This is a genomic window from Leifsonia sp. RAF41, from assembly GCF_052114085.1.
Taxonomy (GTDB): Bacteria; Actinomycetota; Actinomycetes; order Actinomycetales; family Microbacteriaceae; genus Leifsonia.
The window spans coordinates 842521-859689 of record NZ_JBFREB010000001.1; the positions used below are offsets into that span (position 1 = coordinate 842521).

General features: G+C 64.9%; 15 protein-coding genes and 1 tRNA gene. 6 read left to right on the forward strand and 10 right to left on the reverse strand.

Translation table 11 applies throughout. The annotated features are described in order from the left end of the window. Positions 1-109 precede the first annotated feature (109 nt). The 3 genes from AB4Y74_RS04000 (at position 110) to AB4Y74_RS04010 (ending at position 4424) form a co-directional block, all read left to right on the forward strand. Positions 110-2488 carry a glycosyltransferase family 2 protein gene (locus tag AB4Y74_RS04000; protein WP_441797820.1) on the forward strand — a complete coding sequence of 793 codons (2379 nt, stop codon included), beginning with the start codon at positions 110-112 and terminating at the stop codon, positions 2486-2488. Further along, positions 2488-4122 (forward strand): chitinase, encoded by a 1635-nt coding sequence (locus tag AB4Y74_RS04005; protein WP_441797821.1) that lies wholly within the window; start codon positions 2488-2490, stop codon positions 4120-4122. Before AB4Y74_RS04000 ends, AB4Y74_RS04005 begins: the two co-directional genes overlap by 1 nt. 225 nt (positions 4123-4347) lie before the next feature. Next, positions 4348-4424 (forward strand) — tRNA-Pro (locus AB4Y74_RS04010). On the opposite strand, the gene AB4Y74_RS04015 is transcribed toward AB4Y74_RS04010, so the two are convergent. From AB4Y74_RS04015 to AB4Y74_RS04055, 9 genes are all read right to left on the reverse strand, one after another. After that, positions 4387-6255, reverse strand: coding sequence for a recombinase family protein (locus tag AB4Y74_RS04015; RefSeq protein WP_441797822.1), 1869 nt, complete (start codon positions 6253-6255; stop codon positions 4387-4389). The genes AB4Y74_RS04010 and AB4Y74_RS04015 overlap by 38 nt on opposite strands. Further along, on the reverse strand, positions 6255-7844 hold the full coding sequence (locus AB4Y74_RS04020) for a tyrosine-type recombinase/integrase (RefSeq protein WP_441797823.1): 1590 nt from the start codon (positions 7842-7844) through the stop codon (positions 6255-6257). The genes AB4Y74_RS04015 and AB4Y74_RS04020 overlap by 1 nt, the downstream gene beginning before the upstream one ends. Next, positions 7834-8061: a helix-turn-helix domain-containing protein gene (locus AB4Y74_RS04025; protein WP_441797824.1), complete on the reverse strand. Its 228-nt coding sequence runs from the start codon at positions 8059-8061 to the stop codon at positions 7834-7836. The genes AB4Y74_RS04020 and AB4Y74_RS04025 overlap by 11 nt, the downstream gene beginning before the upstream one ends. Positions 8062-8306: 245 nt before the next feature. Further along, positions 8307-9110, reverse strand: coding sequence for a hypothetical protein (locus tag AB4Y74_RS04030; protein ID WP_441797825.1), 804 nt, complete (start codon positions 9108-9110; stop codon positions 8307-8309). Continuing rightward, positions 9107-10000, reverse strand: a complete 894-nt coding sequence (locus AB4Y74_RS04035; protein ID WP_441797826.1) for a hypothetical protein — start codon at positions 9998-10000, stop codon at positions 9107-9109. Before AB4Y74_RS04035 ends, AB4Y74_RS04030 begins: the two co-directional genes overlap by 4 nt. A 213-nt stretch (positions 10001-10213) precedes the next feature. Continuing rightward, positions 10214-11035: a replication-relaxation family protein gene (locus AB4Y74_RS04040; protein ID WP_441797827.1), complete on the reverse strand. Its 822-nt coding sequence runs from the start codon at positions 11033-11035 to the stop codon at positions 10214-10216. Positions 11036-11236: 201 nt separating this feature from the next. Next, positions 11237-12553 (reverse strand): type IV secretory system conjugative DNA transfer family protein, encoded by a 1317-nt coding sequence (locus AB4Y74_RS04045; protein ID WP_441797828.1) that lies wholly within the window; start codon positions 12551-12553, stop codon positions 11237-11239. A 1245-nt stretch (positions 12554-13798) separates the two neighbouring features. Continuing rightward, positions 13799-13996 carry a hypothetical protein gene (locus AB4Y74_RS04050; protein ID WP_441797829.1) on the reverse strand — a complete coding sequence of 66 codons (198 nt, stop codon included), beginning with the start codon at positions 13994-13996 and terminating at the stop codon, positions 13799-13801. Further along, complete coding sequence (locus tag AB4Y74_RS04055; RefSeq protein WP_441797830.1) at positions 13996-14652, reverse strand: MT-A70 family methyltransferase; 657 nt, start codon at positions 14650-14652, stop codon at positions 13996-13998. Before AB4Y74_RS04055 ends, AB4Y74_RS04050 begins: the two co-directional genes overlap by 1 nt. Before the next feature lie 244 nt (positions 14653-14896). Here AB4Y74_RS04055 and AB4Y74_RS04060 point away from each other — a divergent pair, with 244 nt between their 5' ends. Next, positions 14897-15124, forward strand: coding sequence for a hypothetical protein (locus tag AB4Y74_RS04060; protein WP_441797831.1), 228 nt, complete (start codon positions 14897-14899; stop codon positions 15122-15124). Here the strand turns inward: AB4Y74_RS04060 and AB4Y74_RS04065 are convergent. After that, on the reverse strand, positions 15082-15390 hold the full coding sequence (locus tag AB4Y74_RS04065; RefSeq protein ID WP_441797832.1) for a hypothetical protein: 309 nt from the start codon (positions 15388-15390) through the stop codon (positions 15082-15084). The two genes, AB4Y74_RS04060 and AB4Y74_RS04065, sit on opposite strands and share 43 nt — an antisense overlap. A gap of 95 nt (positions 15391-15485) precedes the next feature. Here AB4Y74_RS04065 and AB4Y74_RS04070 point away from each other — a divergent pair, with 95 nt between their 5' ends. Both AB4Y74_RS04070 and AB4Y74_RS04075 read left to right on the forward strand, forming a co-directional pair. Beyond that, the gene (locus AB4Y74_RS04070) at positions 15486-16355 is read left to right on the forward strand and encodes a hypothetical protein (protein ID WP_441797833.1); all 870 of its coding nucleotides are present in this window, start codon (positions 15486-15488) and stop codon (positions 16353-16355) included. Positions 16356-16490: 135 nt separating this feature from the next. Continuing rightward, positions 16491-16901, forward strand: coding sequence for a hypothetical protein (locus AB4Y74_RS04075; RefSeq protein ID WP_441797834.1), 411 nt, complete (start codon positions 16491-16493; stop codon positions 16899-16901). Positions 16902-17169: the final 268 nt, after the last annotated feature.

Consider the following 17169-nt stretch of genomic DNA (forward strand, 5'->3'; position numbering starts at 1 on the left):
AAGGGGTATTTGTACCCCGGTATGTCCTCACTAGTGTGGACAACCGGGAGCCACCCGACCGTGCCCACCCGAGGGCCGGGCTCCCGTAGTCAAGGACGCATACCCGAACATGAGTTCTACAAATTCATACGCCCCTGCCCGAAAGCGCCAACTCGGCTCCGAGAAGCGCACCGAACCCCTGCCCACGGTCCACCCGAAGCCGTCGGACAGCAAGATCACCTGGAGCCGCGTCGCCATCGTGCTGACCGTCCTGTTCTGGGCGATCTACGTGGTCACCACGATCATCCGCCAGTTCATCGACAGCGGCAGCCAGAACTTCCGCTTCACCATGGAGGCGATCGGCTACACGGTCGTCGTCACCTTCCTCACCTTCTCGGCTCTGATGTACCTGGTGGCCAGGCAGGGAGCGCTCCAGCGCTTCCAGAAGCATGTCCGCGTTCCGCGCGCCGAGCTGGACCGCCACTTCGCCGAGAACCAGCCCAGCATCACCGTTCTGGTGCCCTCCTACGCGGAGGAGCCCGAGGTCGTCAAGATGACGCTGCTCTCGGCCGCCCTGCAGGAGTTCCCGTCGAAGCGCGTCGTGCTGCTGCTCGACGACAACCCGAACCCGAGCGATCCCGCCGTCCGTGAGCGGCTCGACGCCACCCGCGACCTGGCGAACGACATCAGCGCCATGCTCGCGGAGCCGCGGTTCCGCTTCTCCGACGCGCTCCTGCGCTACGAGCTCGGCGACTCGGGCGTGTATGCCACCGACGCGGCGAGTCGCGAACTGGCCGACGAGTACCGCTGGGCCGCCCAGTGGCTGTACGAGCAGGCCGACGCGCACCGCATCCAGGACCACGTCGACGTCTTCTTCGTGGATCAGGTGCTCCGGGCGCTCGGCGACGACCTGGCTCTCACCGGGGAGGCCGTCTCCGCGGCGATCGCGGAGGGCGCATCCCTGACGTCCAAGCGCGTCGCCCAGCTGTACCGCCGCCTTGCGTGGACGTTCGACGCCGAGCTCGCCGTGTTCGAGCGCAAGAAGTGGGCGTCGCTGTCGCACGAGGCGAACAAGGCCATGAACCTGAACGCCTACATCGGGCTGATGGGTGGCAGCTACCGCGTCGAGGAGACGCCCGAGGGCCCCATTCTGAGCCAGGTCCCCGCCGGCCAGCGCCGCCCGGGCGACATCGAGATCCCGGACAGCGACTTCCTGCTGACGCTGGATGCCGACTCCATCCTGCTGCGCGAGTACTGCCTCCGGCTCACCTACTTCCTGCAGCAGCCCGGCAATGCGCGCGTCGCGGTCACCCAGACGCCGTACTCGTCGTTCCGCGGCGCGGGCACCCGGATCGAGCGCCTCGCCGGTGCGACAACCGACATCCAGCACATCCTGCACCAGGGCAAGTCGTATTACGGCGCGACCTTCTGGGTGGGAGCGAACGCGGTCATCCGCAAGCGCGCGCTGGACGACATCGTCGAGACCGAGTTCGTCGGCGGTTTCGAGGTGCGCCGCTACATCCAGGACCGCACGGTCATCGAGGACACCGAGTCGAGCATCGACCTGGGCACCCACGGCTGGACGCTGTCGAACTACCCGGAGCGCCTCAGCTACTCCGCGACCCCGCCCGACTTCGGCTCGCTGATCGTTCAGCGCCGCCGGTGGGCGAACGGCGGGCTGCTGATCCTGCCGAAGCTGTGGCGTCAGGTGAAGGAGCGGAAGCGCCGCGGCGAGACGGTCTCCCGCGTCGAGCTGCTGCTGCGCGTCAACTACATGGCGTCGATCAGCTGGGCGAGCTTCGGCCTGATCTTCCTGCTGGCCTACCCGTACGACGGCCGCCTGCTGAGCCCGATGGTGCTCCTGGCCGCGCTGCCGTACTTCATCAGCCAGGCTGCGGACCTCCGCTACAGCGGGTACAAGGCGACCGACATCTTCCGGATCTACGGGTTCAACCTCATCCTGCTGCCCGTGAACCTCGCGGGTGTGCTGAAGTCGATCCAGCAGTCGCTGACCGGCAAGAAGATCCCGTTCGCCCGCACGCCGAAGGTGAAGAACCGCACGGCCTCGCCGCTGCTCTACGTCGTCGCTCCGCTTGCGATCGTCGGGTTCTCGCTGTTCACCCTGTGGCGCGACATCAACGCGCACAACTGGGGCAATGCCGCGTTCGCCGCGTTCAACGCCACCCTCGCGATCTGGGCGATCATCGCCTACATCGGTCCGTGGAACACGATCGTCGACATCTGGCTCGGGATGACGAAGCCGCTGTACGTGGACAAGTCCCGGAAGCGTGCGACTACCGCGGCGACGCCGGCGACCGCATCCATCGACTGGCGCTCCGTGCTTTACCACGGGCATGCGGGCGGCGACGTCCCGCACTTGGCGGGCGTCGGGGCTGACGTGAACGTGCCGGCGGCTTCGGCCTCCGGTGGGGTCGCGGACGCTGCGGCCGAGTCCGATGGGACCGAGTCCGAGTCCGAGTCCGTCTCGGGCGAGCGGCAGGCCGCCTGATGGGCCGCGCGAAGAAGGCGTCGAAGGGCGCAGAGTCCCCGCAGGCGACGGTGCCGGATGCCGTCGAGCGGGCGCAGGCTCCCGAGTCGGCCGCCGGTCGCAGGCTCTCGGCGTGGCGGGTGATCGGCGCCGCGCTGGTCGCCGCCGTGGTCGTGTCGGTCGGCGCCGTCGGTCTGCAGTGGTGGAGCGCCCGCGCCGCCGTGGACTCGCAGCCGTGGTTCGCCTCCTATGTGGATGTGACCGCGACTCCGCGATTCGCGTTCGAGAACCTGGGAAGCACGTCGACGAAGGATGCCGTGCTCTCGTTCGTGGTGTCGTCGAAGAGCGACCCGTGCGAGCCCACCTGGGGCACCGCGTACACGCTGGACGAGGCGCGCGGCTCGCTCGACCTGGATCGCCGCATCGCCCGCCTCCAGCAGCAGGGCGGGACGGTCGCCGTCTCGTTCGGCGGCCAGGCGAACGACGAGTTGGCCATCGGCTGCGACGACGCTGGGGCGCTGAAGAGGGCCTATGCCTCCGTCGTGGACCGCTACAAGATCGGCACGATCGACCTCGATCTGGAGGGCGCGGGACTGTCGGACCGCGACGCCGCAGCGCGCCGCGCCACCGCCATCGCCGCTCTGCAGCAGGAGCGTCGCGCCGGAGGCAAGAGCCTCGCGGTCTGGCTGACGCTGCCCGTCGCGCCGACCGGCATGAGCTCCGACGGGACCGACGCCATCGCCGCGATGCTGAAGGCGAAGGTCGACATCGCCGGCGTGAACGTCATGACGATGGACTACGGCACGGCCAAGAACGCCAAGACGTCGATGGCGAAGACCGCCGAGTCGGCCGTGTCCGCCGCCCAGCGCCAGCTCGGCGTGCTGTACGACCGCGCCAAGCTGCACCAGAGCGACCCCAGCCTGTGGGCCAAGATGGGCGCCACTCCGATGATCGGCCAGAACGACGTCGAGGATGAGGTCTTCACCCTCGCGGACGCCGCATCCTTCAACACGTGGGCGGTCTCGAACGGTCTCGGCCGCATGTCGATGTGGTCCGCGAATCGGGATAAGACCTGCGGCTCGAACTACGTCGACCTGACCGTCGTCTCCGACGCGTGCAGTGGAGTCTCCCAGGGCAAGAAGACGTTCGCCGGCGTGCTGGCGAAGGGCTTTGCCGGCCACATCGCGCTGGGGGAGGGTGCGGTCACCACGGCCGAGCCGACCTCCACCGCGGCCGCCGACGACCCCGCGACGTCGCCGTACCCGGTCTGGGCCACCAAGAACTCGTACCTGAAGGGCGCGAAGGTCGTCTGGCACCACAACGTGTACCAGGCGAAGTGGTGGACCAAGGGTGACGTCCCCGACAACCCGGTGCTGAACGCGTGGGAGACCCCGTGGGACCTGGTGGGACCCGTCCTGCCCGGTGAGACGCCCATCCCTCAGCCGACCCTGCCCGCGGGCACGTACCCGACCTGGGCCGGGACGACCGCGTACGACAAGGGCCAGCGCATCCTCTTCGACGGTGTGCCCTTCGAGGCCAAGTGGTGGACGCAGGGCGACAGCCCCGAGGCCGCCAGCGCCAACCCCGACTCGTCTCCCTGGAACCCGCTCAGCCAGGACGAGATCGACCAGATCATCGGCGGCTCCGGCCGCTGACCCAGCTCGGCGGCGGGACGCTGATTCCCCCCATCGCGTCCCGTCGCCGACTCAACCTGGACTCCCGCTGCGGGGCGGGAGCGCCCGGGCGCCCGCGCGCGCGGCCCAACGGCCGACGTGCGCGCGCAGTGCCGGCGGGGATGTGTGTGCCTTCGGGTGGTGCACGACGTCCTCGCCGGCACGATAGGATGTACGGGTTGCCTCGCCGATTCGGTGCGGCGACAGCGGGCTGTGGCGCAGCTTGGTAGCGCACTTGACTGGGGGTCAAGGGGTCGCAGGTTCAAATCCTGTCAGCCCGACCAGCTGGGTCTTACTGAAAAAAGCGACCCTATGGGTCGACTTCGGTGAGGCGACAAGCTTCAGGGAAGAAAAGGACCCGCTCGTGAGAGCGGGTCCTTTTCCTTTTGCCTGAGAGCGAGCGGCGGCGGTCGGGGACTCCACGTTCGTGCCGCCGGGGACGCTGTTCTGGACGGTGAGGAACGCCAAATCAGCACGCAGGTAGTCACCGTACGGTTCGGTGATATGAGAGTCATCGACCTCGTCATGCTCAACTAGCAGCCGGGAAAAGAGCGCCTGATTCAAGCGCCGGCGCGCTTCGTCGCTTGCGTTGATGTAGAGGTCGTAGGGGTTGGCGAGCAGTTCCAGTGACGCGTGGACGAAGGCCGCGGCTTGCTCGAGGTTGTCGTCGATCCGAGCGAGCTGCTCGCTGATTCTGGCTCGTTCGCTGGCAATGTCGCGAAGCCGGGCACGGATCTTCTCCTGCGCGTGAGTGCCATCGGCGGCGAGCTCGATCAGATTCGATTCCTTGGCGTCGAGGCTGGACAGCTGCTTTGCGAGCTGGTGGCGGAGAGCGCGTTGTGCGGCCTGCTGATCCGCGATCGCCTCGTCGATGGAGTCGCGCATGAAGGCGATGAACTCGGGCGAAAGCTTGATGGTCTTGTAGTGCTCTTCGACGGCCTTCTCGACTCGTTGCATGTTGGAATGTCGAGCCGTGCAGGTTCCGTCTTGAGTGCCCATACAAAAGAAATAGAAGTACTCATCACCGGATCGCGAGACGGTTCGCCTGGCCACCATTCGGCGGTACGTCCCGTGCTCGCGGAAGCAGGCGCCGCACCACAGCGAGCCCTTGAGGTAGTGGTGAATCACTCGTCGTCGCTCGCCGGCGCGCCCGCGGGAATGCATCAGCTTCTGGACGGCATCGAACAGTTCGGTATCGACGATGGGATCGTGCCGGCCGGCGTACTCGTCTCCTTTGTAGGTGACGACGCCCTTGTAATACGGATCGCGCAGCATTTCGTAGATCTTGCTGGTGGAGATTGGTCCTGAGGGTCGGCGCTGGGTCGCCCTTGTGCGGAGGCCGCGATCGGTCAGTTCACGCGCAAGGTCGTCCAGCGTTGATTGCCCGCCCGCGTACAGCTCGAACGCCAGCCGGACCAAGGGTGCGCGCTCTGGGTCGACGGCCACTGACCGGATCTCCCGCCCGTCGATGCGCTCAAGGGTGTTGATGTAGCCGATCGGCGCCTTTCCCAGCGTGCCGCCCTTCTTGGCCTTCTCGCCCATCTTGTATGCGATGTCGGCGCCCTCCTCGGCGGATCGGAATTCGTTGAAGGCGGCCAGGATGCCGTGCATGAGCTGCCCGACCGGCGTCTCATCGATGGCTTCGGTTGCCGAGATCAATGTGACGCCGCGATCCTTTAGCTCAGCCGCGACGACGGCGTCATCGAGTCTGTTGCGGGCCATTCGGCTGAGTTTGTAGAGGATGACGTAGTCGACGTCGCGCCGGGTGCGGATGCGTTCAAGCATCTGCTGGAATGCAACACGCTTGGTCATTTCCCTGGCGGATTTTCCGGGCTCGACGTATTCATCGACGATCGTTATGCCCAGCTGGTCCGCTTTGCGGTAACACGACTTTCGTTGGGCCGGCAGACTGATGCCTTCCGGGTCGTAATCGGTGTTCACTTGGCTCGGCGTCGAAACGCGTAGGTAGATTACGGCCCGCTTGCCGGCAGGGACCTGGCTGGGGTCGCGGCTGCTCTCAAGCACACCGTCGAATTCCAGTTGTGCTTCGAGTGGCCCCGCGTGGTCGACTAGGTCATCTATGTTCTTGTCCTCATGAGCTGCAGAGTCGTTCATCAGGCTTCCTCCGAAAGTTGCGGTTCCGGCACGAGGTTCAGGGGAAACGACCGCTGGCGTAACCGCTCAGTGAGCGCATCGCGGCAGTCTTTCCGAGTGGCGAGCAAGTCATTCAAGAAGGGGAGAGATGAGACGGTCGACGAGTCGGTTTTGACAGCAGTCTTGACAGCAACGCGCCCCACGATTCGCCGCGATGTGCGTGTGTGCAGGGCCTTGATAACAGTGGTCGGCAGTTCCGCGAAAAGGGTCGGAATGTGCCTCTTAAGCAGAATGTCGCGGGTTCGATCCCCGCCTGACCCTCCATCGAATTCGGCCATCTCCATCTCAGTGAGATGGCCGTTTTCGTTGGCTTCGGTAGCGACATGCGAATCCGAGTTATCCACGGTTCGTTGCTGTCTTGACAGCAACGGCGTCTCGGCGCCACCACTGTTGGCAACCGGCGACTTTTCCACAGTCGTTCGGAGCTTGGCTTCCAGTGACTCGAGCGCGGCACGCTGCACGTCGACGTCCGCGTGCTGGTAGATCTCCTGGGTGGTGGTGACATTGGAGTGGCCCAGGATCAACTGGGCATCGCGCGCAGGGACAGCCAGTGACTTGAGCAGCGTGGCTGCCGTGTGGCGGGTGTGGTGCACGGTGATTCGAGGGACGCCTGCGCGCTCCGAGAGGAGGTAGAAGGTGCGAGCAAAATTGCCCGGCTCAACTGCGGCGCCTGTTTTGCTGGCTAACACCAGCCGGTCCCCAAGCTCACTCGTGTTCAGAGCGTCGGAAAGCTCGATGCCATCGCGCTGCGCCAGTGCGAGGAGGTTGTCTCGGACGGCGGGGAGGAGAGGCAGCGTGCGCCGACCAGCTCGCGTTTTCACTGGCCCCGCCTCCAGTCGGCCGTTTATGCGCTGGATTTGTTGATCGATCGTGAAGGTGTTGTGCTGAAAGTCGATGCTGCTCCAGCGCAGGCCGATGACCTCGCCGCGGCGCATGCCATACAGGACGAGCAGCTGGTAGCCGACCTCCCACATATGCCCGCGTGCAGCCTCTAGGAACCGAGCTGCTTCAGCGGCACTCCACGGGTGAATTTCCTGGCGCCGGTACACGGGCAAGTCGACGAGGCGCGCCACGTTCCGCATGACGCGCTCTTCCCGGACGGCTCGGCTCAGCGCTGAGGACAGCACTGAACGGAACTTGTGCACCGAGCGGGCCGACTTGCCGATCGATACGAGGTGGTTGATGGCTCTTTGGACGTCGCTCACGCTAAGCTCAGTGAGCTTGATTGGTCCGAGCAGCGGTCGAATATCGCGGCGCACAGTCAGCTCGTACAGCTCGGCGGTGCGGGGGCGCGTCTTGATCGGCACAACTTCCTCAAGCCAGTAGTCGAGGAAGCGTGACACGGTGAGGCTGCGGTCAGCGACGGGCTCGCCGCGCTCCGCGCGCTGTGCCAGCTCGTGAAGCTTCTGATGAGCCGCGGCCGCCGTATCCGCGTACACGCTCACCCGCTTGCGAACCGCGCCCGCGCCTGGCGCGAAGTACGAGGCGACGTAGCGCCCATCGCGTCGCCGATAGACGCTGCCGGTGCCATTCGGTTTCTTACCAGCCATGTCGCACCCCCAGGTTTGCCTTGCGGAGCTCTCGCAGATACTCCTCAAGGTCCTTGGCGGGCACCAATCGCCGCGCACCAATTTGGATGCTGCGCAGCTTGCGCTCGCGAATCAGTTTGTTGACCATCCAGAGGCTGATCTTCAAGCGGTCGGCGATTTCGGCGACGGTGTAGACCAGATCGTTCGTAGTGGGTGTTGACGGTGGCGTCGGGTTCATGGGTCCCTCCTTTCGGGTGGGTATTAGGTGGCTGATGATTGCTTAGCGAGCGCTCCCCTTCGTATCCGAGTCGGGCTCCGGCGGTCGAGAGTGCCGACAATCCGGGCCGGTAGGCTTCGAGCCGCCAGATCCGCTGACAGCTGTCGCGCACGCACGATGAGAGCCTTTCGGTCGTCTCATTTATTGTACGCTCGTGATCTTTAAAGTTCCAGGTCAGCGCGGATTTAGTCGATTGCGGGAGCGGGTTATCGATCGAAGACATGGAGGCGGCCTCCTCTATCGATGATGTCGAACTGATGGGCGACGGTCTGCCTTAGGAGCTCGTGATCGAGGAGGACGAATTCTCCGCCGAGGAGCGTTTGGTTGATGTGATCGACCGCCTGCTCGATCTTGGTGAGATCTGTCACTTCGCGGATGAGGTCGTTCTGATCGACGAACGTGCCGCGGTAGCTGTCCAGGAACGCCTCCTCGAGCTGGGCGCTGCTGGCCTCGACGTCGCCGAGCGTCAGGAAGGCTTCGAACGCCTCCCCGTAGCGCTCCAGGAGCGGCACGAGTGCATCGGATAGTGCCTCAATGCCGGTGCCCGAGAGGTCGGCGCGGACACGAACCTGTAGCGGTCGCCCTTCGAGGTCGATCTGCGTTCGCCAGAGGCTGTTTCCAAGCTTGGGCACGCCGGGCGGTTGGAAGCGCGGGGCAATGTGGCCGTTGTCGCGGTCAACGAGGTAGGTGCCCAGCCAATCGACGAGCTCTTTGACGACTACGGGCGTGGTGGGGTCGAGATAGGCCGGGAGATACTCGTCGCGCAGTTCGTCATTGCCCGGCGCCTGCTCCGACTCCCCGCTGAGGGCGAAACGAGCCAAGCCACTCTCTGGATCGGGTGCCAGCACGAGGGCGATGACGCGGGCGGTCATGGCGTCGACGCCGGTTCCGTGCTCGAGCGCACGTTCGATGCCGGCATCGAGGAGCGCATCAAGCTCTATCGACGAGGTCGGACGGATGCGCTCACCCGTGCTCCTTCGGGTCGGGGTGTGCAGTTCGCCCTCCATCACAGGGCCTCCGTAGTGAGGGCAGGAGTGCGTTGGAAGACGTAGACGGCGTGCCGCCCGTCCAGGCAGTGAAAGGTGCGGCGGAGCAGGCGTTCGAACCGATCGAATGACTCCGACGGATCCGCCGCGGGCGATCGCGTATCGCGTCGGACTTCTTGAAGGACATCCTCACCTTGCGCGGCCATAAAGGCCGTCAGCGAGCTATACGCGCCGAGGTAGGCCTCGAGAAACCCTTCGTCTGTTATTGGGTGGCCGACTCGTTCCGCTAGGAGTGCGTACGGTTCGCCGTGTTTGAGAATGCCGAGCGCGTTGGCGCTCACCACCTCCGGATCGGCATCGAAGGATACGGGGGCGCGGTAGAAGCCCACGCTGGCGGTGATGCCGGCGATTGCGCCCGGCGTCTCTAGCCGCTGAGCAACGTCAGCCACTGCCTCGGCGACGGCCGTGCCGGTGCTATCTGGCGTCACCCACATTCCGACGGGAAGGAGGCCCAGCTGCGGATCCTTGGCCTGAACGAATACGGCGGGTGTCGGCTCTTCCCATTCGCTCGGGGCACGGTCCGGATCGGGGGAGTCGATCTGCTCAAGGAAGTCCCAAAGCGCGGTGATCCACGGCAGCTGGTACAGCGCGGCCGCGCCGCCGATCTCTTGAAGCGCCATCGACGGATTGAGCGAGCCGGTCGCGGCGAACTGCTTGAGGTGGCTTCCATAACCGGGGTGCAGAGTGGCCGCGATTAGACGGGCGGTCATCGGGTCGATCGGGGTGGCGGCCCAGGCGGCTGCTTCTATGCCTCGCTCGATCTGGCGTGCTGCGTATTGCTCCTGTTCGCGCGTGAGGAGCGAGCGGTCGGGGCCCAGGTTCGGCTCGTGGTTTGGTTTGTTGGGGTGATCCATGCGTGATTCCTCCTTTCTTCGAAGGGCGTGGGATGTGGGTGATTGGGGCGGTGCGGCGGGCGGCATTAGCGATATCTCCTTGGTCGACGGCCTTTACGGCCCGTCGGGTGAGTCGTGATGATGCTCAAGTGAGCGGTGCGTGAGCTGTGCGTCATGGTGGTTCTCCTTTGGCGTTCGTGAATTGGGTTCATGGCAGTCGGGTCGATGCGGTGGCTAGGAGCTGTCGGCTTCGCTGATCAAATGGGCAGGGAAGGTGTCAACGGTGATGACCTGGAAAAGCCCGTCGGGAAGTGTCGCCTCCGCCGTAATGGCGCGGTGGATCTGACGGGCTCGGGGCTCGTCCTGCACGATCCAAGTCACCGCGGGGAAGACGCCGTGCTCTCGCTGTTCGATACCGGTCTGGTGGTACGCCGCGTAGTCGCGACACTTGTTTAGGATCTGCGGCAGGTGCTCCGTGCCTCGATCGACCTCCAGGAAGAGGTGGTCTTCATATGCGCCGGTGGCGGTCACCGCGTAGAGGTCAGGCTTGACGATCTGCGCTGTCCCGTGGGATCCGATGTATTCGCGCCAGCAAGACGGCTCCGTTTCCAGCGCCAGCAGCTCTAGCTGATCGCTGAGCGCCAGCTCCCGGAGGCTAGCGCCCATTTCTGCAACAGCCAGGGTGTGCTCGGTGAATAGCGCGGACGGTTCCACGTAGCGCCGCCGCCCGCTCTCGCCTCGACGCGCGCGCTGAAGCGTGGCGCCTGTCGAGGTGAGCTGCCAGATATAGCCTTGTGAGCCCTGACGTACGCCGCCGATGCGGCGCTCCAAGTGACCGACGACGCCATGACCGGCCAGCCTGGTCAGTACTCGGACGGCGGCTTTAGTGGCACCCCCGGCCGTCGCGTGGCCAGTTGCTGTCCCCGTCCCGATCGGGAAGTGGAGCCGTTGGACCAGGCGGGTCGTGAGAAGGCGAAAGGCTTCGATGTCATCAAGCACTGCCAGGTCGCGAGAAGACAGCCGGCACAGGATGAGGCGAGGGTCAACGTAGCTCATCGCTGCCTCCTCGGGTCGCCTCGCCACCCCTGGAACAGGGGTGAGTCCCATCCGTAGCGGGTCGAAGATCCGTATCGTGCCGCGGTTGAATGAGCGGTCTCGGCGTCCTGAAAGGACAGGTGACAAGACAGGCGATCAGACGGGTGCCACCACTTCGGATCTGCCAGATTTCCGCACTTTTGGGCAGCGCTGTCGCGAGCATCAGGTGCTCCTCTTTCGTCGGCCGACCGGACCAGGCAGGCGAGCGGGTTGGGCTGGCGGCACTAGTGCTTCCGGCACGGGAGCCACGCTGGCTTCGTCGTCTTCGCCGGCTCCACGGTGATGGTCATGGGAGACGCGACGGACCTCCGACGGATCCGAGGAAGGTTCCGTTGCTGGAAGGGTCCGCGCCAGCGCCCAGCTCGTGGTGACGCCCTGGGCGACCAAACGGAGGTACACCTGGTACTTCCCGAGCGCCATGAAGTCCTGCTCGCTCAGCTCGGGCGCCATCCGCGCGATCGTGCGGGCATCATCGTCGGATTCCAGTCGGAAGATGACCTTGCTCCGCGCATTGGTCTTGACGGCGCTTTTCATCTCCTTCGGGAGCTGATCCCAGTACTGGGTGGCGAGCCACCAGCTCACCGAGAGCGATCGAGAGCGCGCCAGCGCATCGACCAGCGAAACCGGGAGGTGCATGAACCGGTCCGCCTCGTCGACAATGACGAGACCCGGATGCTTCGCGTGACGCTTTTCGGTCGCCCGCTCCTGAACGGCCTGCCAGGCCTCCGCAATCGCCAGCGAGCCGATGAGCTCGGTGGTGAGCGGGCCCAGCAGTCCTTCGTTGAGGGGCAGCAGCACGATGGCCCGGTCCCGGAAGACATCCCGGAGTCGGAAGCCGGGACGTCGCTGGCCCACAATCTTGACGGCCGTCGGACGCAGCAGCACTTGGCGCAGCTTGTTCATGGGGCTCGCGATGACCGCCGCTTGAGCTGCCGGTCGCAGCGACTCGTACCAGCTCCAAAAGCCCGCAAGGGCGACGTCATCGTGTACCTGGGCGACCAGCCTTCGGCGAAATGCGGTATCGGTCCAGAGCCGCGGGAGGTCGACAAGAGTATTGGGCGACGTAACAGAGCCAGTTCGGGTCAGTGTGCGCAGGCTCGCAGAGAAGATGTCCGCGGTGCGCGGCCCCCACCCATCGGCGAAGACCCGGGCGAAGACCGCCAGCACGCTATCTGCCACGACGTCCGGATCCCGGCCGGAAGCGTCGAGCGGGTTGAAGCCCATGGGGTGCTCTTCGGTGCCGTCTATGAGCACGACATCCTTGTAGCGATCCTTGGGCACGCGCTCCAGCAGGTGCTCGTGCATCTGAGCCTTCGGGTCGAGGACCAGAAGCGGCTGCCCCGCGTGCATTGCCGCCTCTGCGATGAGTTGCAAGAGGTGCGTCTTGCCGACTCCCGTTGGCCCCAAGGCGTAGCCGTGCAAACTCATATCAGACGGCGAGAGACCGAGGGGCCGTGTGTCGCCCGGCACGTCGGACACGGCGAAGGCTCGTTCGCCCGAGTACACGGACGAGGCGGCGCGGAGCAGCTTGGGGTGCGCGGGTGCAGCGCCGGGAAGCGGCTCGTCGCCAATCGGCCAGCCGGTAAGGCTCAGGAGTTCCGGGACACTAAATCGCTGGACGCCGCGTCGGGAAAGAGGCGCAAGGTTGAGGCGGTTCGGATCCTCACGAGTGAGCTCCATCCCAACGCCCGGCGCGCTCGCCGTGGTGAGCGCGGTCAGAAGGTCATTCACCATGCCCTGACGCCGCTTCGCGTTCGGTCCCGAAGCGCCGATACGAATGATGGCGTCGAGGCTGTGGTGACTGGCTCGATCTCGGAGGCGTGTGCGGACCTCCGTCGGAGCGTCTCGCTCGCCCGCCCAGAGGGAGCGCCAGATAGAAGCGGAAGGGTCGGGGACTGTTGGTGGAAGCTGTCGGGGGCCGAGGCCGTTGCCGAGGACCACTTGAACACAGACCGTTTCGTCGAGGCGGTACACACGAGACAGCGCTGAATAGAGCGAACGGAGTATTCCAACTGGGTTGGCAACGTTGAGGGGGAGCGCGGGCGGCCGTACACGGAGACGCCCTGTGGCCACCATGGAGCGTCGCTGGTAGCCGTCCAAACCGGCAACGATAGTCCCGGGTACGAGATCTCTAAACGTACGGCGAAGGCGCGGAAGCGACGTCGCTTCGCAGCCAAGGAGGTGGACCAGGCCACGGTCGTCTGCACGGGTTTCGAGTATGACCGGATGACCGTCCTGCGCTGCCGCGACCTGCGTAAGGAACGCCTCAACCTGCTCTATGGGGAGGGGATGCGGCAGGTACAACCGCGAGTACACCAGGGCAGGGAGCCTATTCATGGTGGGCCTCCCCAGGATCGGGGCGAATGCTGCTGAGCGGCTGCAAGCCGGCAAGATGCGGCACCCGGGACCCATCGAGCGCAGCGCGTTGTTCGGCGGCATGTAGGAGCAGCGCTCCCATCAGTAGAGAGGTGTCGATCGGCTGGTTGAGGTGCGAGTGCACCCGGATGTGATGCTCCCGCCTGCCAGGAGCGCGACGCGCTGAGGGACGACGGGTCTTTGGATTAGTCAAGGTGAACCTCCTTTCGATTGCTCGAATGCTTGATGGTTGGCACGGCCCCGGATTGCTGCTCCGCGGCGGATGGATGGTTATGCGCGCCCGCAACGGGTTTGTCAATACGTGTTGTGAATTCCGCAACGGCTGACCAGGGGCGAATGCGCTCGTGATTACCAGCGGTTGCGCCGCATGAGGCGAACCCAAATCGCCACCAGCACGACACACGCGACACCCAGCAGCAGGAGCAGCCACTGCCAGATCTGCGCGAGCAGCAGCAAGGTGACGTAGAGCACGAGCACGCTCCCGAGCACCCATAGGCACGCGCGAAATAGTCGCTCACTGATGGGGAGCCGCTTGTCTTCTGACATCACGTCCTCCTTGGCCACGTTATAGACGAGCCTTGACGTGCGAAGTCCGACGGAACGGGATAGCCCCAGCGCGCCAGGGAGATGTCGGACTCGATTTCGTTACCCCACACCGACCAGTTCGGTGCAGGTGGCCGTTGGCGGGCGAACAGCTCGAGCTTTCGAGTGTTCGGGCCCGACACTCGGTCGATGACGGCGTACATCTCGTCAGGCTTAACTGAATGCTCCTGCACGGGAGCGAACAGCCAGGTTGGCTGGCTCCGGTACAGGACGGGAGCCTTGCCGCGTGTGCCGAAGAGCACGTGCTCGCTGGCGTTGCGCAGGTAGTTCCCCAGCCCCAATCGAGGCTTGATCCATGTGAGCGGGGACCGCGGAGTGAAGCCCCAGGCCTCCATCACGTCGTACCCGGCGCGGAGCGTGGCGTTAGTGACCCACAAGTACAGATGGGCGTTTTCGGCCGCGAGCGCCTTGACGGCACTGCCCAGTCCCGCGATCTGTTCCATCGACATCAGGTCGTAGTGCTGAACCGCGCCGCGCATCCCTTGCTGCTGCACGGGCCACGGGCAGTCTGCGTAGATGACGTCGAATGCCTGAGGCGCTTCTGTCGCCCCGTCGTCTTCGCTTTGACTTGTTGGTGTTGATGTAGGCGCTGTCGCCATGATTGGCCTCCTTCCCCACGGCGTTGGTGGACGACTTGTTATCGGACCTACCGGGCGTCCGTGCAACTGTCTTGTCGCTCCTACTGGGGCGCTCGCGGCAGTCGGTCTGGGCGTCCCCACCCGTGACGCTGAGGGACGCCCGGAAGGTCGATCTGTGCCGTCGAACACAGCGTTAGCGCGGCGTCGTGGGCGGCTCGCCATGAGAAGCCCGATACGCCTCGCGGATGAGCTGCACCCTGGCCTCATGCGCTTCGGCTCCGATACGGAGCGCCACGCGCGCCAGGTCCTCGGCGGCCTCGTGTTGCAGCTCTCGCTGATTTCCGATCGAGAACGAACGGGCCACGACGGAGTCCACGTGATCGAATGCCCGGCGAACCCGCTCAAGCGCCCTCACGGCGAAACGAACCCCAGCCTCGAGCGCCGGCGCCATCAGCGCCACCGCCGGATCGCCGCGGCGGAGGCGATGGTGTAGGAGTCGACGATCTCCCGGTAGCGCGCCTCGCCAAGCGGGGCCACCGTGATGAGGTGCTGCTCGAGGGCGGTGAGGGCTCCGACGTGCTCCAGCGCGGCGTCTGCGAGGAGCGCACGCGCGTCCTCGGTGAGCTTGGACACCAGAGCGCGCGACTGCAGGTCCGTAACCTGGCGGAGGACGCGACGCTGCTCGCCCAGCGAGAGCTGCTGCTCGGGTCCGATAGACCGCTGAATTTCACCAAGCGGCCGCGGGGTGTTCGAGTTCATTTGCTTTGCCTTTCATCTCTCCGCTGACCATCAGCGGGTCTGAAACAAAGCGTCTAATACGGAGGCCCGATGCGTCATCGGCACAAAATTGGCATATGGCGGCTTCCGTGGACCCGGTTCGGGATGAGCTCGTGCGAGAACTGCGGCAGTTCCGTAAGGGGTCGGGGGAGCCAACAGCGGCACGGCTGGGTGGCCTCTTCTACCTGACAGAAGCGCTGGGCGACGGCATCCCGGCACGCGCTTTTGACGAGCTCGCCGTTTATAGGCGCGACCTGGGTGCAGATCCGACCTCGGCAATTGGGGCCTTCTTCTATCTTTCCGGTTGGGGGATCGGCCTCGACTCGGTCGACCAGCGTCGGTCGCGCTACCGAGACGAATTCTTCACCGACGTTTCAACCGCGTGGCGACGCTCCCAGCGCGGTATCTCGCAGCTGGTGTCGTTGATTCGTGATCGCGACGAGCAGGCACGCCCCTGGGCGTTCGTCTCGGTATTTCAATCGGGCAGCCGCTTTCAGCCGGTGCTCGACTTCAACCTCCGCTACGAGTCCTGGACGCCGCCGCTCGTGTTCGTTGACGGCAGCCCCGTAGAGGTCAACTTCCACCTTCATCCGCACCCGACCGTGGCGGATATGTACACGCATCGGATGGTGCTGCCTGAATCGCCGCTCAATATCAACGTGAGCTTTGGCGAACGCATGGCGGTTCTTCGCGTCGCGTGGTCGATGCCCGTGTGGCCGGTTTGGAGCGTGTTGTCCTGGACAGCAGACCCTCTGATCATGACCCATCTCCGCACGTTCAGAGAACGGGCAGTAGAAGTCTCGCTGCAGTGGTGGGGGAGGAGCCGACCGGATCCGGAGGTTGGGCTCGTCACGGACGGCGCGATCTGGGCCGATCGCGCCGAGCCGGGGCGGATGAATCTCCCGGACGGGTGGACTCTGTCTGGGCCGGCAGGCCGAGGCGTCTAACCAGGCTTGCCAAATGAAATAACAAGTGATATAATATCTCCGTCAGCCGAGCCCTGAGCAGGATGCGGAAGACACGACTCCTCTCGCAGAGCCTTGTCTCCCGCACCTCGCGGGAAGGGACCGAAAGGAAGGCTGATGAAACACGTCATCATTGACCGCACCGATGGGAGCGGCGAACCGGGATTCACCTGGGGCGACGGCAAGCGGTACATCTGGCACCGCAACGGCGGGGGCTTCATCTCAATACACGCCCTGGTCGCGCCCACGGTATACGTCGGCCCGGAAGCGATGATTCGCGACCGAGCAGTTGTTGGGGGCATGGTTCGCCTGTTCGGCCGCGCCGTCATCGAAGAAGAAGCGATCGTCTCAGACATGGTGACGCTGCGCGATGCGGCAAGCGTGGGTGGACGCGCTGTCGTGAGGGGCAACGTCTCCCTCACAGACGAAGCGCGCGTCGATGGCGAAGCTTTCATCGTCGGAAGCGCTCGTCTCCAGTTCTTCGCACACGTTAGTCGAGGCCAACTTGTCGGATCGACTGTCTCGTGAGGAGGACTCACAAGCCCGGATCGATAGAGGCGCCCGCGTAGGCGGACTCCCTATCGGCCCGGGCTCTTTTCTTTGCTCGGAACTTAGGACCGGCCTAACATGCCCTCATGACGGCATGCCAGGTAGACGGATGTGACAGCACAGCTACCGCTCAGTGGTCAGACGATGCTCATGGGGGCAACACTTGGTCGGTGTGCGACGCGCATCTCCTGGCGCTTCAGGCGGCGCCCTCCCATCTAGGCGCTGACGGGTTACTCCAATTCGGCCC